Origin of the sequence: Streptococcus australis (assembly GCF_047463015.1) — a bacterium.
Taxonomy (GTDB): Bacteria; Bacillota; Bacilli; order Lactobacillales; family Streptococcaceae; genus Streptococcus; species Streptococcus australis_F.
In genome coordinates this window covers 155,851-175,024 of record NZ_JASHER010000001.1, presented here as the reverse complement: position 1 = coordinate 175,024, position 19,174 = coordinate 155,851, and the positions used below count along the sequence as shown (strand labels likewise).

The 19,174-nt window shown below is 42.4% G+C and carries 20 protein-coding genes; 13 read left to right on the top strand and 7 right to left on the bottom strand.

Going from position 1 to position 19,174, the window contains the following annotated elements:
- Window positions 1-10: 10 nt before the first annotated feature.
- From QM873_RS00850 to QM873_RS00840, 3 genes are read right to left on the bottom strand one after another with little or no spacing between them, the layout of a single operon-like run.
- The gene (locus QM873_RS00850; protein WP_343093852.1) at window positions 11-433 is read right to left on the bottom strand and encodes a hypothetical protein; all 423 of its coding nucleotides are present in this window, start codon (window positions 431-433) and stop codon (window positions 11-13) included.
- On the bottom strand, window positions 408-1,310 hold the full coding sequence (locus QM873_RS00845) for a phosphodiester glycosidase family protein (protein WP_343093851.1): 903 nt from the start codon (window positions 1,308-1,310) through the stop codon (window positions 408-410). The genes QM873_RS00850 and QM873_RS00845 overlap by 26 nt, the downstream gene beginning before the upstream one ends.
- On the bottom strand, window positions 1,297-2,349 hold the full coding sequence (locus QM873_RS00840; protein ID WP_414278640.1) for a glycosyltransferase: 1,053 nt from the start codon (window positions 2,347-2,349) through the stop codon (window positions 1,297-1,299). Before QM873_RS00840 ends, QM873_RS00845 begins: the two co-directional genes overlap by 14 nt.
- 277 nt (window positions 2,350-2,626) lie before the next feature.
- Here QM873_RS00840 and rpsF point away from each other — a divergent pair, with 277 nt between their 5' ends.
- The 4 genes from rpsF to QM873_RS00820 all read left to right on the top strand — a co-directional run bounded on the left by rpsF (window position 2,627) and on the right by QM873_RS00820 (window position 4,548).
- Entirely contained in the window at window positions 2,627-2,917 is a 291-nt protein-coding gene (gene rpsF / locus QM873_RS00835; RefSeq protein WP_023024266.1) for a 30S ribosomal protein S6, read from the top strand.
- A 26-nt stretch (window positions 2,918-2,943) separates the two neighbouring features.
- Window positions 2,944-3,438 (top strand): single-stranded DNA-binding protein, encoded by a 495-nt coding sequence (locus QM873_RS00830; protein ID WP_006595680.1) that lies wholly within the window; start codon window positions 2,944-2,946, stop codon window positions 3,436-3,438.
- A 41-nt stretch (window positions 3,439-3,479) separates the two neighbouring features.
- On the top strand, window positions 3,480-3,719 hold the full coding sequence (gene rpsR / locus QM873_RS00825) for a 30S ribosomal protein S18 (RefSeq protein WP_000068664.1): 240 nt from the start codon (window positions 3,480-3,482) through the stop codon (window positions 3,717-3,719).
- Between the two features lie 310 nt (window positions 3,720-4,029).
- Window positions 4,030-4,548 carry a GNAT family N-acetyltransferase gene (locus tag QM873_RS00820; RefSeq protein ID WP_023027208.1) on the top strand — a complete coding sequence of 173 codons (519 nt, stop codon included), beginning with the start codon at window positions 4,030-4,032 and terminating at the stop codon, window positions 4,546-4,548.
- Between the two features lie 37 nt (window positions 4,549-4,585).
- Here the strand turns inward: QM873_RS00820 and QM873_RS00815 are convergent, their stop codons facing one another.
- Both QM873_RS00815 and QM873_RS00810 read right to left on the bottom strand, forming a co-directional pair.
- On the bottom strand, window positions 4,586-5,260 hold the full coding sequence (locus QM873_RS00815; protein ID WP_023027207.1) for a DUF1129 family protein: 675 nt from the start codon (window positions 5,258-5,260) through the stop codon (window positions 4,586-4,588).
- Window positions 5,261-5,288: 28 nt separating this feature from the next.
- Window positions 5,289-6,233, bottom strand: a complete 945-nt coding sequence (locus QM873_RS00810; protein WP_023024261.1) for a magnesium transporter CorA family protein — start codon at window positions 6,231-6,233, stop codon at window positions 5,289-5,291.
- A 121-nt stretch (window positions 6,234-6,354) separates the two neighbouring features.
- On the opposite strand from QM873_RS00810, the gene uvrA reads away from it, so the two are divergent.
- The 5 genes from uvrA (at window position 6,355) to nusB (ending at window position 12,165) form a co-directional block, all read left to right on the top strand.
- Entirely contained in the window at window positions 6,355-9,180 is a 2,826-nt protein-coding gene (uvrA, locus tag QM873_RS00805) for an excinuclease ABC subunit UvrA (RefSeq protein WP_414278639.1), read from the top strand.
- A complete protein-coding gene (locus QM873_RS00800; RefSeq protein WP_023024257.1) occupies window positions 9,177-10,244 on the top strand; it encodes a M24 family metallopeptidase in 1,068 nt (355 codons plus the stop codon). The genes uvrA and QM873_RS00800 overlap by 4 nt, the downstream gene beginning before the upstream one ends.
- A gap of 513 nt (window positions 10,245-10,757) precedes the next feature.
- A complete protein-coding gene (efp, locus tag QM873_RS00795; protein WP_023024254.1) occupies window positions 10,758-11,318 on the top strand; it encodes an elongation factor P in 561 nt (186 codons plus the stop codon).
- Between the two features lie 36 nt (window positions 11,319-11,354).
- The gene (locus QM873_RS00790; protein ID WP_006595687.1) at window positions 11,355-11,744 is read left to right on the top strand and encodes an Asp23/Gls24 family envelope stress response protein; all 390 of its coding nucleotides are present in this window, start codon (window positions 11,355-11,357) and stop codon (window positions 11,742-11,744) included.
- Window positions 11,737-12,165 (top strand): transcription antitermination factor NusB, encoded by a 429-nt coding sequence (gene nusB, locus QM873_RS00785; protein WP_023024252.1) that lies wholly within the window; start codon window positions 11,737-11,739, stop codon window positions 12,163-12,165. The genes QM873_RS00790 and nusB overlap by 8 nt, the downstream gene beginning before the upstream one ends.
- A 53-nt stretch (window positions 12,166-12,218) precedes the next feature.
- On the opposite strand, the gene QM873_RS00780 is transcribed toward nusB, so the two are convergent.
- Together QM873_RS00780 and QM873_RS00775 are read right to left on the bottom strand one after the other, a co-directional pair.
- Window positions 12,219-13,184, bottom strand: a complete 966-nt coding sequence (locus tag QM873_RS00780; protein WP_023024250.1) for a LacI family DNA-binding transcriptional regulator — start codon at window positions 13,182-13,184, stop codon at window positions 12,219-12,221.
- Window positions 13,165-14,619 carry a sucrose-6-phosphate hydrolase gene (locus tag QM873_RS00775; RefSeq protein WP_195323637.1) on the bottom strand — a complete coding sequence of 485 codons (1,455 nt, stop codon included), beginning with the start codon at window positions 14,617-14,619 and terminating at the stop codon, window positions 13,165-13,167. The genes QM873_RS00780 and QM873_RS00775 overlap by 20 nt, the downstream gene beginning before the upstream one ends.
- A 380-nt stretch (window positions 14,620-14,999) precedes the next feature.
- Between QM873_RS00775 and QM873_RS00770 the strand changes: the two genes are divergently transcribed.
- The 4 genes from QM873_RS00770 (at window position 15,000) to QM873_RS00755 (ending at window position 19,091) form a co-directional block, all read left to right on the top strand.
- On the top strand, window positions 15,000-16,919 hold the full coding sequence (locus QM873_RS00770; RefSeq protein WP_195323638.1) for a sucrose-specific PTS transporter subunit IIBC: 1,920 nt from the start codon (window positions 15,000-15,002) through the stop codon (window positions 16,917-16,919).
- Window positions 16,920-17,118: 199 nt separating this feature from the next.
- On the top strand, window positions 17,119-18,012 hold the full coding sequence (gene scrK, locus QM873_RS00765) for a fructokinase ScrK (RefSeq protein WP_343093848.1): 894 nt from the start codon (window positions 17,119-17,121) through the stop codon (window positions 18,010-18,012).
- A 108-nt stretch (window positions 18,013-18,120) separates the two neighbouring features.
- Entirely contained in the window at window positions 18,121-18,531 is a 411-nt protein-coding gene (locus QM873_RS00760) for a peptide deformylase (RefSeq protein WP_343093847.1), read from the top strand.
- A 44-nt stretch (window positions 18,532-18,575) separates the two neighbouring features.
- The gene (locus QM873_RS00755; protein WP_414278638.1) at window positions 18,576-19,091 is read left to right on the top strand and encodes a phosphatase PAP2 family protein; all 516 of its coding nucleotides are present in this window, start codon (window positions 18,576-18,578) and stop codon (window positions 19,089-19,091) included.
- Window positions 19,092-19,174: the final 83 nt, after the last annotated feature.

The window sequence follows — 19,174 nt, the reverse complement described above, 5'->3', positions numbered from 1 at the left end:
GCTTTCAATATTAAGTACTTAACTTTGTTTTCTCCACCCAGACGCTGCGGACAAAGAAGATGCTGATGAGGGCAAGGGATAGGAAGAACCCTGCAACATAATAGTAGGGTTGGTCGAGAGTTGTTGAACGACCAGAGAGGTTAACAATACCTCGGTAGAGGGCCCCCGCAGTTGCCGTGGCAACTGCTGAGTTCCAAAGATTGAGAGTGATTCGAGAAAGGCCTATTACCACTAGTTGCAGAGCTACGAGCAGGGCGCCGCCGATCAAAGGAATCAAGAAGAGGTAGTGCATGAAGGCAGAGGTTTCGCCAAAACTAAAGTGTTCGTAGATGCGACTTCCGACGAAGAAGAAAGCTGAAATCAGACTGTACCAGAGGATGGTCTTTTTCAACCGTTGTTTGATAGGATTAGTAACCGATGTAGACAATGTCACTCACCGCCCTTTCTGAGATAGTACCATTTGTAGTTGGTTTGTTAATAACTTGGCCATTGAAGTAAAGTGTAGAAGATCCACCACCATCAAGGTTGTAGGCTGTTTTGACGCCGTACGATTTTATCACTTCCGCTAATTGGTAGAGAGAAAGCCCTTCACTCTCTGAAGTCCGGCCGTCCGAGACGACAATGATGTAGTGGTTTTCGTCGATGATCCCAATGGCAGTACGTGGATTAGACGCCATGGATTGTCCCACCTCTGAATTGGTATCGACAGTTATTTCCCCATCTTCAACCAAGGAAGGTCCGAAGGCAAGGAGATTAACAACCCCGTCTTTGACCAACTGATCCGCAGAGATTTCATCTTCGTAGATAATCTTGAAGGAACCATCTTTATAAATCGCCAGGTCGCCATTGCTAGAGTCTTCGCGAACCGTATCACGGTAGACCACTCCATTTCGGATGACATAGCCGGTGCTATTAGCTCCGTAGTAGTCTCCATTGACGGCTAGAATAGCATGATTTTCAGCTGCAGTGACGGAAGTCTTAGCCGTCACGTTTGTCCCATAGGTATTTTGAGCAAAAGCAGTTTTTAGATAGTCAGAAGAGCTAACCGTAATATCTGCAATGTAAACTTGGGTATTTTCAACTGTTTTTTCTGTCAAGCTCACCTGGATATTGTCATCGGAGTAACTGGTATCTGTTGTAGTAGCAGAGGCTGCTGCCTCCTCAGCCGCCTTGGTATCAGTGGTCGTAGCTTTGACTGTTTGGATAGCATCGGATAAGACAAAGGTCTTGAGCATAGAATAGCTGAAGGAGCTTGTTAGCAGGATACCGAAACAAGTAGCATAGGTATAAGATTTTTTAAAGAATTTCATGTGTAGGTGCAGTCCTTTCCTTGAAAATGATTTTTTTCTGAATCAACCATGAGACGACGAAGAGCAAGAGTCCGACGATCACTTTGCTGAGGAGCAAATGGAGACCAAAGCTTGTATAGAAAAGTCGAATCAAGAGGGTATCGAGAATAAAGAGTCCAATAGCAAGTCCCAAGTAACCACTTCCTGTTCGGGCCACGCTGTCTTTGTTCTTAAAGACTAGCCGTTTGTTAGTTGAGTAGTTAAAGATGGAGCTCGTCACACGAGCGATCCCGTTTGCAAGGAGGATCCGGAGACTAATCGGCACCGCCATCATCACGAAAAGGAAGAAGGCGTAGACCAGGTAGTCCACGATAAAGCTACTCAGGGAAGAGAGGGCAAACTTGAACATGTCCTTGTAGATCATGAGGCCGTCTCGAACAGGGCGGAAGTGGGACCCTTCATTATCATTGATATAGACTGTTTCAATCGGAACTTCCAAGATGGGGAAGGACTTGCTCGCTGCGAGGAGAACATTCATTTCGTACTCATACCGTTGCCCCTCGATTTCTAACATAAAGGGGATCATATTAGTTGTAAAGGCTCGAAGTCCAGTCTGCGTATCTGTCACAGCGACCCCTGTTTGTTGCTTGAACAAGAAGCGGGTCAACTTGTTTCCAAAGTCAGAACGCAAAGGAACTTTACCAGAGAAGGCGCGGGCTCCTAGAATCAATTGGTTCGGATTTTCTTGCGACTGTTTGGCCACGCGGAAGATATCCCATACCTTATGTTGGCCATCGGCATCGGCAGTGATGACTGTCCCGTATTGCCCTTGCTCTTGAATGTAGGTGTAGGCTGTTTTGAGAGCCCCTCCTTTACCAAGGTTCACTTCGTGGTGAAGGACTGTAGCTAGTCCGTCTAATTTTTCAAAAATAGCTTGGCACTCCTCAGAACTACCATCGTCCACAACGATAATGGAGAAGTCACATTTTTCTCTCAATTTTTGAACCAGTTTGAGAAGTTTTTGATCGGGTTGATAAGCGGGGATGACTAAATAATTCATAAGCGTTCCTCGTTTCTTGTTTGTGATGAAGGTATTATAACGGCCCTTTCTTAAAGCTAACTGATATCAGTTTTCTTTAAGGAAAGGGAGAGATTCCCTTGCTGAAAAAAATCATAGAGAGCAATAGTAGGAAAAGAAATCTTTTTAAAAAGAATAAAGAGAGCGTATTTTCACTTGCCTTCTATCCTAAAGTCTGGTATAATAGTTTCTTGTGAGCAAACCTCACTTACCCCTTGCGAAGACTTGGGGTCATTAGACCAAAAGGAGGAACATATCAATGGCTAAATACGAAATTCTTTATATTATTCGTCCAAACATTGAAGAAGAAGCTAAAAACGCTTTGGTAGCACGCTTTGACTCTATCTTGACTGACAACGGTGCAACTGTTGTTGAATCAAAAGATTGGGAAAAACGTCGTCTTGCATACGAAATCCAAGATTTCCGTGAAGGACTTTACCACATCGTAAACGTTGAAGCGAACGACGATGTAGCTCTTAACGAGTTCGACCGTCTTTCAAAAATCAACGGTGACATTCTTCGTCACATGATCGTAAAAGTTGACGCGTAAGCCCTAACGAATAAAGAAGGTGACTAATGATTAACAATGTTGTACTTGTAGGTCGTATGACTCGAGATGCTGAACTTCGTTATACCCCTCAAAATCAGGCTGTTGCGACATTCTCACTTGCTGTTAACCGTAATTTTAAAAACCAAAATGGTGAACGAGATGCGGACTTTATCAACTGTGTGATTTGGCGTCAACAAGCTGAAAATTTAGCAAATTGGGCTAAAAAGGGTGCCTTAGTTGGGATTACAGGTCGTATCCAGACTCGTAATTATGAGAATCAGCAAGGTCAACGTGTTTATGTCACTGAAGTCGTAGCGGACAGCTTCCAATTGTTGGAAAGCCGCGCGAATCGTGAAGGACAAGCTGGTGGAGGCTATGCTTCAGCTGGAGGATTTGCAGGAAATGCAGCTCCAAGCTTTGGAGGATCTGAACCATCGAACGCAACACCAAACTTTGGACGTGATGACAATCCATTCGGAGCTAATCCAATGGACATCTCGGATGACGATCTACCATTCTAAGAATGGGTTTAACGAATTAAAACTATAAAGGAGAAATAAACATGGCTCAACAACGTCGTGGCGGATTCAAACGCCGTAAAAAAGTTGATTACATCGCAGCAAACAAAATTGAATATGTTGATTACAAAGATACTGAGCTTCTTAGCCGTTTCGTTTCAGAACGTGGGAAAATCCTTCCTCGTCGTGTAACTGGAACTTCAGCGAAGAACCAACGTAAAGTAACAACAGCTATCAAACGCGCTCGCGTAATGGCTTTGATGCCTTTCGTAAACGAAGATTAAAGAAAAGACCCTTACGGGTCTTTTTTTCACGAGCCTGGGAATGTGAGAGCGAGTTGAGGTCCGGTGGACCTCTTTTTCATGAGCTTGAAAACAGGAAAGAGAATTAAGACCCTTACGGGTCTTTTTTTCACGAGCCTGGGAATGTGAGAGCGAGTTGAGGTCCAGTGGACCTCTTTTTCATGAGCTTGAAAACAAGAGAGCGAGTGAGAACCTTACAGGTCTTTTTTTTTCAGGTCCGAGGGACCTCTTTGACCTTTCCCAAGCTCTAATCATGCTATAATGAAGGGAGAAATGTATCAAGGAGCGCAACATGAAGGAAAGTACGATCATCAGAAGGATGATGAAATCTGATATTGAAGAGATCTCTCAAGCCTTTATCCATCAAGGGTGGCCGGGTAGAGAGGATATCTTGACCAGCTATTTGCAGGATCAGGAGAATGGAGAGAGGGACGTATTAGTAGCTGAGTCGGATGGATTTGTGGCAGGTTATATCACTATATTGCCTGATGCCAAGCACGGTCCTTTCGTGGGAGTCTATCCTGAACTAACTGATTTTAATGTTTTTGAGCCATTTAGAAATCGAGGAATTGGGAATCAACTCCTAGAGGAGGCGGAAAAAAGAGTCGGGCTACTGTCAGAGATTGTTACTTTAGGGGTTGGTTTACACTCGGGTTATGGCCCAGCTCAAAGGCTTTATGTTAAACGGGGGTATATCCCAGATGGATCTGGAATTTGGTTTAGGGATCAGCCCTTGGCCCCTTACAGTTCTTGTGAAAACGATGATGACTTAGTTCTCTATTTTTCAAAAAGGTTGAACACGGAAATGTAGTAAAACAAAAACGGATGAAAACTTCATCCGTTTTTGTTTAGCGTCGTTGAGGTGCTGTATTGGCGCTCTTGATATTGTATTTTTTCTTCAAGTAGTAGCGGAGAAGAAGTGCTCCACCACCGAGTAAGAGCATGAACCAGTTTGGTACACGCGGGTTGAGAAATTGTGGGAGCAAAGCAGTAACCATGAGAATCACCACCCAAAGGATCATCGCTAACATTAAGATGGGAAGTGACTTGGTTAGAGCCGGACGTTTCATTCCACGTTTTGAAACATCGTAGTACTGATAGAAGTAGTAATACATCAAATAGAGCACCACCCCACCAGCCAAGCTACCAAGAGTCAAGGTGAGAAGTCCATAAGTAGTTCCCTGAGGTGCAAATAAGTTCATGAAGGCTGAAATCGCAGCAAAGAGGCCAAAGACGAGCAGGAAGGAATCCGTAATCATGAGAAGAGGAGTATCATTTTCTTTTGGATGCTCTTTTTCGTAGCGTTCCTTATCACTAAATGCATTGGCCCAAACAGTTGGCGCTCCAAAGAGAGTTCGCGCCGTTACTCCTTTTGGTTGGTTTTCAAAGATAGCTGGAAGAATCTCTTCAATTAGGCTGGTAGCCTCTTCTTCCGTTTTGCCATTTTCAATCAATTGGTGTTTAGCGATACGAACGAATTCTTGGTTTTTCTTACTTAATTGGGTCAGATCAAATTGAGACATACATACTCCTTAGTTATATTTGTAGGTGTTAGAACCATTTTTTATGGATGAGGTAAACGACGAGGGAGCCGGTCATGGCGAAGGCGATAAAGATAATGAGCCAAAAGGCATTGGGTTCCCCGTTGAGCGGAAGATCATTGTTCTTGAAGTTCATCCCGTAGGCTGAGAAAATCATGGTTGGGATGGACATGACGATGGTCACCATGGCCAAGGTCTTCATGATATTATTCTGGTTGTTGGAGATAATTGATGCGAAGGTATCGGTCATGGAGTGGAGGATGTTTCCATAAATATCCGCCATCTCGATGGCCTGTTGGGTCTCGATCAAGGTATCTTCCAACAGATCCTCATCTTCCAGGTATTTCTTGATGTTACTAGTGGCACTGGTCAATTTCTTGATCACGCGCTCATTGGTTTTCAAAGAGGCCTTGAAGTAGACAATGGTCTTTTCCAGCTCCATCAACTCAATCAGCTCTTCATTACGCGTCGATTTGTGCAATTGGCTTTCAATCTGCTCGCTTTTACGATCCAAGGTACGAAGCGCAGACAAATAAAGCTCAGCATTGCGATAAAGGATCTGGAAGATAAAGCGGGACCGCATGAAGGTATAGAAATTCCGCAAGCGACGATTGATAAAGGTGTCTAGGAGAGGCAACTCTTCCAAGCAAGTGGTGATGATGGCCTCCTCAGTTAGGATGATTCCCAAAGGGATGGTGACATAGTAGGTCTGATTGTTCCGTTCTTCCTTGATGGGAACGTCTACGATGATCAAGGTATACTCATCTTCGATGGTCATACGAGACATTTCTTCCGCATCGAGTGGTGCCCGTAAGTCGGCAATATCGATGTTAAAAGCAGAGGCGATTTCCATCGATTCACTTTGGGAAGGGTTGACAAGGTTGATCCAGCTACCGGGTTCCAGTGTCTCTATTTCTTTAAATTCAGTCGTTGTTGATAAAAAGACCTGTTTCATGGTGCCTCCCCTTGTTTTTTTACACCTTAACATTATAACAGAAAAAGCACGCTTTTGGATAAAAGAATGCTGAAAAATTTGATATAATGAAGGATAAATAAATTGATGAAAAGTGGAAGAAATGCTCGATAAAATTGTCATTCATGGAGCGCGTGCTCATAATTTAAAAAATATTGATGTTGAAATCCCTCGAGACAAGCTGGTCGTGGTCACTGGTTTATCGGGTTCTGGGAAATCGAGCTTAGCCTTTGACACTCTCTATGCAGAAGGACAAAGACGTTACGTAGAGAGTTTATCAGCCTATGCTCGCCAGTTTTTAGGAAATATGGAAAAACCTGATGTGGACTCGATTGATGGCTTAAGCCCCGCCATTTCCATTGACCAAAAAACAACCAGCAAAAATCCGCGGTCAACGGTTGGTACGACAACGGAAATCAACGATTACTTACGTCTTTTATATGCTCGTGTGGGGACTCCCTACTGTATCAATGGCCATGGGGCGATCACCGCTTCTTCGGTCGAGCAGATTGTAGACCAAGTTTTGGAACTGCCAGATCGCCAACGCCTGCAAATCTTAGCTCCCATTGTTCGCAAGAAAAAAGGCCAGCATAAGAATATCATCGAAAAGGTTCAAAAAGATGGCTATGTCCGGGTGCGTGTGGATGGTGAGATTTTTGATGTGACAGAGGTCCCAGAGTTGTCAAAAAGCCAGCAGCACACCATCGAGGTTGTTGTAGACCGGATTGTCATCAAAGACGGCATTCGTTCTCGTCTCTTTGATTCGGTAGAAGCAGCCCTCCGGATCGCAGATGGCTACGTGGTCATTGATACCATGGACGATAATGAACTGCTCTTTTCAGAGCATTATGCTTGCCCGGTATGTGGCTTTACCGTCCCTGAATTGGAACCTCGTCTCTTTTCATTTAATGCCCCCTTTGGCTCTTGTCTAGATTGTGATGGACTAGGGATCAAGCTAGAGGTAGACTTGGATTTGGTTGTTCCAGATTCTAGCAAGACTCTGCGTGAAGGAGCGCTTGCACCCTGGAACCCGATTTCCTCTAATTACTATCCTCAGATGTTGGAACAGGCCATGATCCAGTTTGGGATTGATATGGACAAGCCCTTTGAAGACTTATCTCCAGAAGACCGCCACTTAATTTTTTATGGGTCTGATGGCAAGGAGTTCCATTTCCATTATGAGAATGAATTTGGTGGGGTTCGCGATATTGACATTCCTTTTGAAGGAGTCGTCACCAACATCAATCGCCGCTACCACGAAACTTCTAGTGACTTCACCCGCAATCAGATGTTGTCCTACATGAATGAATTGACTTGTGCCACCTGCCATGGTTATCGCTTGAATGACCAGGCCTTGTCTGTCCGAGTAGGAGGAGAGAAGGGGCTACATATCGGGCAAATCTCTGACTTGTCCATTGAGGACCATCTGAAGGTGATAGCTGATCTCCAATTAACCAAGAATGAAGAGACCATTGCTCGTCCGATTCTCAAAGAAGTCAAGGATCGCTTGAGCTTCTTGAACAATGTTGGCTTGAGTTATCTGACCCTTTCTCGCTCGGCCGGGACTCTATCTGGGGGGGAGAGTCAGCGGATTCGCTTGGCAACTCAGATTGGTTCCAATCTCTCAGGAGTCCTCTATATCCTAGATGAGCCGTCAATCGGTCTCCATCAAAGGGACAATGACCGCTTGATTGCTAGTCTTAAGAAGATGCGTGATTTGGGAAATACCTTGATCGTCGTCGAACACGATGAGGATACCATGAGAGAAGCTGATTATCTGATCGACGTCGGTCCAGGAGCCGGAGTCTTTGGAGGCGAGATTGTTGCGGCTGGAACGCCTAAGCAGGTAGCCCGCAATAGCAAATCCATCACTGGTCAGTATCTTTCTGGTAAACGGGCCATTCCAGTACCAACTGAACGGCGGGTAGGCAACGGACGCTTTATCGAGCTGACAGGGGCCGCTGAAAATAACTTAAAAGAGGTGACAGCACGCTTCCCGCTTGGCAAGTTCATTGCTGTAACTGGCGTTTCTGGCTCGGGGAAGTCAACCTTAGTCAACAGTATTTTGAAAAAGACGCTGGCGCAAAAATTGAATCGTAATTCGGAGAAACCAGGGAAATACAAAACCATTTCAGGTGTCGAGCACATTGATCGACTGATCGATATCGATCAAAGTCCGATTGGGCGCACTCCACGCTCAAATCCAGCTACCTATACAGGAGTATTTGACGATATTCGCGATCTCTTTGCCCAAACCAATGAAGCCAAGATTAGAGGCTACAAAAAAGGCCGCTTTAGTTTCAATGTCAAAGGGGGCCGGTGTGAGGCTTGCTCGGGAGATGGTATTATCAAGATTGAGATGCATTTCCTACCGGATGTCTATGTCCCGTGTGAAGTCTGCCATGGGCGCCGCTACAACAGTGAAACCCTGGAAGTTCACTATAAAGAAAAGAATATCTCCCAGGTTTTGGACATGACCGTCAATGATGCAGTCGATTTCTTTAAACACATTCCAAAGATCAATCGCAAATTACAAACCATCAAGGATGTCGGCTTGGGCTATGTGACCCTGGGACAGCCGGCAACGACACTTTCCGGAGGAGAAGCCCAGCGGATGAAGTTGGCTTCCGAGCTTCATAAGCGCTCAACTGGTAAGTCCTTCTATATTTTGGATGAGCCGACAACAGGTCTTCATACAGAGGATATCTCTCGTTTGCTCAAGGTCTTGGAACGCTTTGTAGATGATGGCAATACCGTTTTGGTCATTGAGCACAACTTGGATGTGATTAAGACAGCGGACCATATCATCGACTTAGGACCAGAAGGTGGTGTCGGTGGTGGTACCATTATTGCAACAGGGACACCAGAAGAAGTAGCCAGCAACCCAGCTAGCTTTACAGGACAGTATTTGAAAGGGAAATTACAATGAACCAACGAATTACAAATCTACGAACTAAAATGAAGGCACAGGATCTAAAAGCTGTCCTCATTAACAACTTGAAAAATGTATACTATTTGACAGGTTTCTGGGGATCAAATGGGACTGTTTTAGTAACAGAAGAGCGCGTGGTGCTCTTTACAGATTCTCGCTATACCATTCATGCCCATGCGACTTGTTTCCCCTTTGTTGAGATTGTTGAAACTCGCAATGAATTGGAAGAAGCAGCAAAAATTGTCAAAGATGCAGCTATCCAAGAACTTGGCTTTGAGGATGAGATCACAGTTGCCTATCAGACCCGTCTGGCAACGGCTTTCTCAGGAGTCTCTCTAAGGGCCTTGTCTGATTTTGTGATGGAATTTCGTTTGATTAAAGATGAGACAGAAGTGGCAACCATCCGTAAGGCCTGCAGTATTTCAGATCAAGCCTTCCTCGATGTGCTTGAATTTATCAAGGTTGGTCAAACAACAGAGTTAGAAGCTGCGACCTTCCTGGATTTCAGAATGCGGGAATTGGGAGCTTCAGGTGTATCCTTTGATATCATCTCTGCTGCGGGAGAACGCTCTGCTATGCCCCATGCGACTCCTAGTGATCGAATTATCTCTGCTGGGGATGCCTTGACCTTGGACTTTGGCTGTCTTTACAACCATTACGTGAGTGATATGACTCGGACCATTTATGCAGGTCATGTCAGCGATAAGGAAAGAGAAATTTACGAAACGGTCTTGAAAGCCAACCAAGCTCTCATTGCTGAAGCGAAGGATGGACTAGGTTTCCGTGATTTTGATAAAATTCCTCGAGACATTATTGAGGCTGCAGGATACGGTCAGTACTTTAGCCATGGAATTGGACATGGAATTGGCTTGGATATCCACGAAGAACCCTACTTCAACCAAGCATCAAAAGAAGTTATCAAGGCGGGGATGGTCCTGACAGATGAGCCAGGAATCTACATTGAAGGTCTATCTGGTGTCCGGATTGAAGATGATCTTTTGATTACGGAAAGTGGCTGTGAAGTCTTGACCCTTGCGCCAAAAGAATTGATTGTGATCTAAGGAAATTTGCAGAGACAGATTTGAGAAATCTGAGCTGTTTATGATAAAATATGCTACAATTGAATATGTGGTAGGCGGTCGAGCACCCATTGGTGCGCGGTGGCCTACCATTTTTTGTTTTTGACATAAAAAGCACACGCCACCTTTTGCATTATTAATTCTTTAAAAGCTTTTAAAATGTGAAAAAGTGTATAAAATATGCTATAATTGAACTAGTGGTAGGCCTTCGAGTACCCATTGGTACGCGGACGCCTACCATTTTTTCAAAGAAAAAAAGCACCGTGTGAGGGTGCTAGATCTTGCCTGCTGAACTCATAAATTGATAGATACTCTATGGGGTATTTTTTTGTGACCTTTTTTAGGAACTTTTTGAAAAAAACTATATGGTAATGAAAAGATCATAATTTTCTAAAAAGCTAGTAAAATCAAGGGGTTTGAAGTTACAAATTGACAAAACGAGATATAAACTGTAAAATAAAGAGTAATATATTTTTTAAAAAGAGGTATGAAAACATGATTGAAGCAAGTAAGTTGAAAGCTGGTATGACCTTTGAAACAGCTGATGGAAAATTGATCCGCGTTTTGGAAGCTAGCCACCACAAACCAGGTAAAGGAAATACTATCATGCGTATGAAATTGCGTGATGTTCGTACTGGTTCAACTTTTGATACAAGCTACCGTCCAGAAGAAAAATTTGAGCAAGCTATTATTGAAACAGTACCAGCTCAATATTTGTATAAAATGGATGATACAGCTTACTTCATGAATACTGAAACATACGACCAATATGAAATTCCTGTTGCCAATGTTGAGAACGAATTGCTTTACATCCTTGAAAACTCAGAAGTGAAAATCCAATTCTATGGAAACGAAGTGATTGGGGTGACTGTTCCTACAACTGTTGAATTGACAGTTGCTGAAACTCAACCATCTATTAAAGGTGCTACAGTTACAGGTTCTGGTAAACCAGCTACAATGGAAACAGGTCTTGTGGTTAACGTTCCAGACTTCATCGAAGCAGGACAAAAATTGATTATCAATACAGCTGAAGGAACTTACGTTTCTCGTGCCTAATCAGCTCTAAAATAGGTCTGATAGAAAGGAACTTCTATGGCAACTGAACAATACGGCGAAATCGTCATTGCACCTCGTGTGCTAGAAAAAATTATTGCGATTGCGACTGCAAAAGTAGATGGTGTTCATTCTCTTGAAAACAAGAGTGTATCGGATAGCCTTTCAAAACGTGCTCTTGGTCGTGGGGTTTACCTTCGTACACAAGAAGATGGTCAAATCTCTGTTGATATTTACCTCTATCTAGAGTATGGTGTGGCAGTCCCTAAAGTAGCGGTTGCAATCCAAAAAGCAGTAAAAACAGCTGTCTACAATATGGCGGATGTCACATTGGATGATGTCAACATCCATGTAGTTGGAATCGTGACTGAAAAAGCAGCGAAACCTGATTTGAAAGATTTGTTTAATGAGGATTTCCTCAATGACTGATATTTTATTTGAATCACGTCGTGATCTACGGGAGCGTGCCTTTCAAGCTCTGATGAGTTTAGAGTATGAAGGGGATGTTGTAGAAGCGTGTCGATTTGCTTTTACTCATGACAAAGAGGAAACAGACCAGGAAGTGGAAATTCCAGCTTTTCTCCTCAATTTGGTATCGGGTGTTCGTCAATCAAAGGATGAATTGGATCAACAGATTGCCCAACACTTGAAAACTGGCTGGACCGTAGAACGCTTGACTCTAGTGGAGAAAAACATTCTTCGCTTGGGTGTGTTTGAAATGACTTCCTTTGATACACCTCAATTGGTTGCGGTGAATGAAGCAATTGAATTAGCAAAAACTTTTTCAGATGAGAAATCTGCTCGGTTTGTGAATGGTGTCTTAAGCCAATTTGTGACGGAAGCAGAATAAAAAAGAAGCTACCTAAAAGGTGGCTTCTTTTTTGTGATTAATTTCTTACTCATTTACACACTTTTGCCGGGTAAAACACTAACAGGGAGAAAATAGCCTGTAGTCTTTACCTCTTTCCCTTCGATTTTCTGTAGAAGAAGATCGACCGTCAGGTGAGCAATCTCTTGTAAAGGTTGCTTGATGGTGGTTAGACGGGGGAAAAATTTTTCAATAAAGTAGGTCCCGTCGTAGCCAATGACTTTGAGGTCTTCTGGAATTGAAATGCCGAGTTCATCAGCAATTTTCATCACCAAAATCGCCGTTAGATCGTCAGATGCAAAGATAGCATCAGGTTTTTGCTGGGTCAAGATAGACTTGATTTCCATTTCTTTGCGAATGGGGGAATAATCACTAGAAACATTAATGATTTGTGCTCCTGGCAGTACCGAAGCAAACCCTGCATGGCGAAGACCTGTTGGGGAATTGGAGTTATCATTCCCCGTAATCATGATAATCTTCTTTGCACCTGTCTTGGCAAGGGTTTCCGCAGCAAGGACGCCACCGGCGTAGTTATCTGAGGAGACGACAGGGATCTCAGGTGATAGGTTTCGGTCAAAAGCGATGATAGGAGCTGTAACTCGGTTATAATCTTCAATTCCCAGATTATGACTACCAGAAATAATACCATCTACTTGATTGGCTTCTAGCATTTCAATGTATTCACGTTCTTTTTCAGAATCATGCTCGCTATTACAAATAATGGTTTTATACCCATGTTTGAACAGTTCTTCTTCCAATTTATCGATTAATTCTGCATAGAAGACATGACTGATTTTTGGGAAGATTAAGCCGATTAATTTGGCTGATTTTCCTTGTAGGCTCCGAGCGATTGTATTAGGCTTGTAGCCCAACTCCCTCATGGCCTCTTTGACTTTTGAGATAGTTTTTTCAGATAAATAGCCCTTTTTATTGATGACTCGTGAAACTGTCGTAGGGCTGACGCCAGCTAATTTGGCGACATCAGTGAGCTTTGCGACCATAGTCTAGTTCGTAGTATGTTCCAGTAGGTGTTCCAGATTTAATCAAAATACCAGTTTGATTAGCATGCGGGAAGACGCGACCAGAGAATACTTTTTCTCCTTTGTTGATAAAAATTTCAAAAATAGAATGATCGATGAAAATAGTAGCAGTTGTAGCTTGGTTTTCGATCGGGCAAGTACGAGTAGTCCCAAACTCTTGGGCATATTGTTCACCAGCTTGACTACGATCGACAATGACTTGACCATTTGCAATATCGAAAGTAATAGAAAGACCTTTTCCTTCTTTATCTGCTAGGAGAACAATCTCACTTTTGCTATTCGCTTCAAAGGCTAATTCTAACTCGTAACAATTGTTGGTAACCTCTTTGTTACGAAACTCGGATGAAGAGGAGCGGAGCTCTTTTATAGCTTCAACTGGATATTGATAAAGTTTACCGTCCTTAATACTTAGCTCTTTGACCAAAGAGAAAGCTCCTTGGTGGTCATAACGATCAGATGGATAAGCGACATCTGGTAGACCTAACCAGCTAACAGTTAAGGCTCTTCCATCAGGAGCATTGAAGCCTTGAGTTGCATAGGCTTCGAAGCCATAGTCTAAGTTTTGCAATTCAGATACATCAACTAAACGAGCCTGTTCAGGATCAAAAGAAGCCCCAATCTTATACATATTTGGGTAGATATTGTCGTAATCGAGGACCGCTTTGTCCAAACCTTGAGGGCAATAAAGAAGGATAGGTTGCTCGCCGACGAAGACCAAGTTAGGACATTCCATCATATAAGCTGTACGATCATTGTTGAAATCAAGATCTCCTACTTCAACCCAGTTGGTATAATCGTTATTCACTGCTTTGTAAAGACGAACGAATCCTTTTTTCTCAAGATCTTGACCACCGACAATGGCATAGTATTGGCCTTTGAAATTAAAAATTTGTGGGTCGCGGAAGTGATCAGTAGAATCAGCAGGTTGATCAATCAAGATTTTGTTAATTTTTTCAATCTTTCCTTCTTTGTCCATCAAAGCGCCGACTTGGTAGGGATGACGGATCCATTCTGCATCGCGAACATTTCCAGTATAGAATAAGAATAGTTTGTCATCAAACTGCATAGCAGAACCAGAATAGGCTCCATGGCTATCTAAAGGTGTGTCTGGAAAGACCTTCACTCCGGTTTCGTTAAAATGGACTAAATCGTCACTTTCGAGTTGTACCCAAGACTTCAATCCATGTGCGGCTCCAAACGGAAAGTTTTGGTAAAAGAGGATCCATTTGCCGTCAAAATAAGAGAAACCATTTGGATCATTTAAGAGACCAGATGTTGGTTCAACATGGTAGTGAGTATGCCAAGGGGATTTGGCCATATTTTCTTTAATTTGTTTCTTTTCTTCTTCGGTCCAGTCTTCATACCGTTTGTACCGAAGTTCGGTTGTCCATTCCATTTGACTCCTCCAAAATTTTTCTTACTTCCATAGTACCGATTTCTAAAAAAAAAAGCAAGAATTTGGCCAAATAATTGAGAAAAAATGTCAAACGTTTATCATAAAATATCGAAGTCAAGCCTAGTTTCGGTTTATGAAAATAAATGAAAGTATGAAAGTTTTTGAAAATTCAAAAACAAGATAGAGGTTTTTATATAGAGCATACGGGCTTTTTAGTGAATGAAAATAAGAAATCCATCTTTCAAACAATCAAAAATCGCAAATAAACACCAAAAACATTCTGCAAAACGGTTGACATATTCTTAATACGTGGTACAATTAAGAGCGTAGAGATGGTTTAACCGTTTTCAAAACAATAAAAAATAAGGAGATTTTTGCAAATGTCAAATACAGAAATTGCAAAAAAAGTCATCGATGCAATCGGTGGAGTTGAGAACGTTAGCAGTGTTGCTCACTGTGCGACTCGTCTTCGCGTGATGGTTAAAGATGAATCAAAAATCAACAAAGATGTTGTTGAGAACATTGAAAAAGTACAGGGAGCTTTCTTTAACTCAGGTCAATACCAAATCATCTTTGGTACTGGTACTGTAAATAAGATCTACGATGAAGTAGTAGCTCTAGGCTTGCCAACTTCTTCAAAAGATGAAATGAAAGCTGAAGCAGCGAAACAAGGAAATTGGTTCCAACGCGCAATCCGTACCTTCGGAGATGTTTTTGTCCCAATTTTGCCAGCAATCGTTGCAACTGGTTTGTTTATGGGAATTCGTGGTGCTATTGCTCAAGATCAAGTGCTGGCTTTGTTTGGTACTACAGCAGACGCATTTAAATCTACAGATTTCTATACCTATTCAACAATTTTGACAGATACTGCGTTTGCTTTCTTCCCAGCCTTGATTTCATGGTCTGCGTTCCGAGTGTTTGGAGGAAATCCTGTTCTTGGAATTGTAATTGGTTTGATGATGGTTAGTCCGACACTTCCTAATGCGTGGGTTGTAGCGGAAGATCCTTCTAAAGCAGCAACATTCTTTGGTATCTTCCATCATGTAGTTGGATTCCAGAACTCAGTTCTTCCCGCTTTCTTCGTTGGTCTAATTGGTGCGAAACTTGAAAAATGGCTCCATAAGAAAATTCCAGATGTCTTAGATTTGTTATTGGTTCCATTATTTACATTAACAATCATGTCATTCCTCGCTTTGTTTATTATTGGACCATTCTTCCACAGCATCGAGGAACATGTACTGAATGCAACTAAGTTTATTTTAAATTTACCATTCGGCCTTGCAGGTCTTCTTATCGGTGGGGTTCATCAGTTGATTGTCGTTACTGGTGTCCATCATATTTTTAACCTTCTTGAATCGCAATTAATTACTTCGGATAAAAAAGATCCATTTAATGCAATTATTACAGCTGCTATGACTGCACAAGCTGGTGCGACTTTAGCGGTGGCAGTGAAATCAAAATCTCAAAAAGTGAAAGCTTTAGCATTTCCTGCAACTATTTCTGCCTTATTAGGTATTACTGAGCCTGCAATCTTTGGTGTGAACTTGCGTTATGTGAAACCATTCGTTATTGCTTTGGGAGCAGGTGCTGTAGGTGGTTGGATTGCATCTATGTTAAACCTTGCTGGTACAGGATTTGGTATTACAATTATTCCAGGAACACTTCTCTATCTAAACGGTCAATTATTGAAATATGTATTTATGGTTGTATTTACAACTGCACTAAGTTTTGGTTTGACATATATGTTCGGTTACGAAGATGAAGCTTCATCAGTTCCTGCAGAAGACGAAGAAGCTGGTGCAATTATTGAAGAAGAAACAACTGGAACTGTTCCAGCATCTCTTCAAGATGAAACCATCATCTCTCCAATCGTTGGTCAAGCGGTTGCTTTAGAAAACGTAAATGATCCTGTATTCTCAAGCGGTGCTATGGGACAAGGGATTGCCATCAAACCAACTGAAGGTGTTGTCTATGCTCCGGCGGATGCTGAAGTAACCATTGCTTTTGCAACTGGACATGCTTTTGGCTTGAAGACAGCCAATGGTGCTGAAGTTTTGATCCACGTTGGGATTGATACAGTTTCAATGAACGGGGAAGGATTTGATCAGAAAGTTGCTCAAGGCGATAAGGTCAAAGCTGGCGATGTTCTTGGAACATTTGATTCTGCTAAAATTGCGGCAGCTGGTCTTGATGACACAACAATGGTCATCGTCACAAACACAGCTGATTATGCTTCAGTAACTCCAGTAGCTACTGGTGCAGTTGCTAAAGGTGATGCGATTATTGAAGTAAAAGCATAATCTAAAATAGTATTACTCAAGGACTGGTTAGGGCTTCCTCCAGTCCTTGAATTTTGTTTGGAGGTGAGGCTTGGAATAAAAAAGTCGCTCATCTACTGTTTAAACATAAATAAGAGTAGTTTTTTCTATAAGGAATAGAAGTGAACCGTTTCCCTTTGTGATATAATAGAAAAAAAGAGAATTGAAGAAGAGGTTTGATATGACTAAATTATATGGAAGTCTTGAAGCAGGTGGAACAAAGTTTGTTTGTGCTGTAGGTGACGAAAATTATAACGTCATTGAGAAAACACAGTTTCCAACTACTACCCCTATAGAAACCCTTGATAAATGTATTGAATTTTTCTCTAAGTTTGAAAATCTTGCAGGTTTAGCCATTGGTTCTTTTGGCCCGATTGATATTGATAAGAATTCAAAGACCTATGGATTCGTTACAACAACTCCCAAACCACATTGGGCAAATGTAGATGTGGTGGGAGCTTTCCGTCGATCCTTGAATGTACCGATTTACTTTACAACTGACGTAAATAGCTCAGCTTATGGTGAGGTTGTTGCTCGTAATAATGCGGGTGCGCGGATCGAAAATCTAGTCTACTACACAATTGGTACAGGGATTGGTGCAGGTGTCATCCAGCGTGGTGAATTCATTGGTGGAGTGGGACATCCTGAGATGGGGCACTACTATGTTGCTAAACACCCAATGGATGTTGAAAAAGAATTTAATGGAGTTTGTCCATTTCACAGAGGCTGTTTAGAAGGTTTTGCGGCTGGTCCAAGCTTGGAAGCTCGTACCGGTATTCGTGGGGAAAATATTGAACTGAATAGCTCTGTATGGGATATCCAAGCCTACTATATTGCTCAAGCTGCTGTCAATGCGACTGTAACCTTCCGTCCAGATGTGATTGTATTTGGTGGAGGAGTGATGGCACAACAGCATATGTTGGATCGCGTCCGTGAAAAATTCACCGTCTTATTGAACGGCTATTTGCCAGTACCAGATGTTCGTGACTATATCGTAACACCAGCAGTAGCAGGAAACGGTTCAGCTACTTTAGGGAATTTTGTCTTAGCAAAACAAGTCAGCAAAAAAGACTAATAAGTTAAGGTTGAAATAACATAAAGCATCAAAATGCTAGGGGAGGGAGTTCTTCGTCGGGAAGATGGATGAATAACCTTCTCTTTTTTAAGCAAGAGAGGAAAAATGATGGAAAAAGCCATTATGAAGGATCCCTTCTTTTTGAGTCAAGTGTCTGAAGAAGCGACAAAAGAGGATTTGTATTTGGCGCAAGATTTACGAGATACCTTACGAGCTCACCAGGAAGCCTGCGTTGGCATGGCTGCTAATATGATTGGTGTACGTAAGCGAGTCATCATCATCCAACTAGGTTTGATGCCCTTAGTTCTCTTTAATCCTGTTCTAGTTAAGAAAGAAGGGAAGTACGAGGCAGAAGAAGGCTGTCTTTCTTTAGCAGGGAGTCGAAAGACAAGTCGCTTTGAAAAGATTCAAGTCTCCTACCGTGATACCAATTGGAAACCTCAGCTCATAAGCTTAGAAGGTTTTGCGGCCCAGATTTGCCAGCATGAGCTCGATCACCTGGAAGGGATTTTGATCTAGCTGAGCTGTTGCTTGTTAAATGACTGATTGAAGAGAGAATCCTTATGAAAAAAGAATATTTGTTCTATGAACGGGTTAGACCATTTTTTGTGACCCATCCCTATTATCTTTCTTTATTAAAGTGGACCAATCGGCTCGTCACCTTGTTGATGCCTCTCCTTTATTTCTATGTTCTTTGGGCAGTCTATCTAAAGGCTAGCAAGACTTGGATTGTGCTTGCTTATCTTTTGGTACCAGCAACTGGTTTTATTGTATTAAGTGTCATTCGAAAACGAATGAATTGGCCGCGTCCCTATGAGCTGGGGACTTTCCCTCCGTTACTGAATCGAGAGGGGAAGGGGAGTTCTATGCCAAGTCGGCACGTCTTTTCTGCGGCGATCATTTCTACAGTAGCCTGGGGAGTGCATCCTCTTCTATCGGTCCTTGGTCTGTCCTTGGCTCTTCTATTGGCGGGGGTTCGTGTTCTGGCTGGAGTCCATTTTGTTCGTGATGTTGTGGTTGGTTTTTTATCTGCTATTCTTTGGGGGTTCTTTTGGTTTTATCCCTTGGGGCTTTTTTAAGAATAAGGTCAGGAAGAAGGATGAGGTGAACTATAAAAGAGGCTGGGACCAAAGTCCTAGCCTCTCAATTGTCTTTGGATAGT

Bases quoted from the DNA above. Each gene is read 5' to 3' on its own strand.
- QM873_RS00840 (WP_414278640.1), bottom strand. From the start codon at position 2,349: ATGAATTATTTAGTCATCCCCGCTTATCAACCCGATCAAAAACTTCTC.
- QM873_RS00770 (WP_195323638.1), top strand. From the start codon at position 15,000: ATGTCAAATACAGAAATTGCAAAAAAAGTCATCGATGCAATCGGTGGA.
- rpsF (WP_023024266.1), top strand. From the start codon at position 2,627: ATGGCTAAATACGAAATTCTTTATATTATTCGTCCAAACATTGAAGAA.
- rpsR (WP_000068664.1), top strand. From the start codon at position 3,480: ATGGCTCAACAACGTCGTGGCGGATTCAAACGCCGTAAAAAAGTTGAT.
- QM873_RS00760 (WP_343093847.1), top strand. From the start codon at position 18,121: ATGGAAAAAGCCATTATGAAGGATCCCTTCTTTTTGAGTCAAGTGTCT.
- QM873_RS00845 (WP_343093851.1), bottom strand. From the start codon at position 1,310: ATGAAATTCTTTAAAAAATCTTATACCTATGCTACTTGTTTCGGTATC.
- efp (WP_023024254.1), top strand. From the start codon at position 10,758: ATGATTGAAGCAAGTAAGTTGAAAGCTGGTATGACCTTTGAAACAGCT.
- QM873_RS00815 (WP_023027207.1), bottom strand. From the start codon at position 5,260: ATGTCTCAATTTGATCTGACCCAATTAAGTAAGAAAAACCAAGAATTC.
- scrK (WP_343093848.1), top strand. From the start codon at position 17,119: ATGACTAAATTATATGGAAGTCTTGAAGCAGGTGGAACAAAGTTTGTT.
- uvrA (WP_414278639.1), top strand. From the start codon at position 6,355: ATGCTCGATAAAATTGTCATTCATGGAGCGCGTGCTCATAATTTAAAA.
- QM873_RS00830 (WP_006595680.1), top strand. From the start codon at position 2,944: ATGATTAACAATGTTGTACTTGTAGGTCGTATGACTCGAGATGCTGAA.
- nusB (WP_023024252.1), top strand. From the start codon at position 11,737: ATGACTGATATTTTATTTGAATCACGTCGTGATCTACGGGAGCGTGCC.
- QM873_RS00775 (WP_195323637.1), bottom strand. From the start codon at position 14,619: ATGGAATGGACAACCGAACTTCGGTACAAACGGTATGAAGACTGGACC.
- QM873_RS00810 (WP_023024261.1), bottom strand. From the start codon at position 6,233: ATGAAACAGGTCTTTTTATCAACAACGACTGAATTTAAAGAAATAGAG.
- QM873_RS00790 (WP_006595687.1), top strand. From the start codon at position 11,355: ATGGCAACTGAACAATACGGCGAAATCGTCATTGCACCTCGTGTGCTA.
- QM873_RS00755 (WP_414278638.1), top strand. From the start codon at position 18,576: ATGAAAAAAGAATATTTGTTCTATGAACGGGTTAGACCATTTTTTGTG.
- QM873_RS00820 (WP_023027208.1), top strand. From the start codon at position 4,030: ATGAAGGAAAGTACGATCATCAGAAGGATGATGAAATCTGATATTGAA.
- QM873_RS00800 (WP_023024257.1), top strand. From the start codon at position 9,177: ATGAACCAACGAATTACAAATCTACGAACTAAAATGAAGGCACAGGAT.
- QM873_RS00780 (WP_023024250.1), bottom strand. From the start codon at position 13,184: ATGGTCGCAAAGCTCACTGATGTCGCCAAATTAGCTGGCGTCAGCCCT.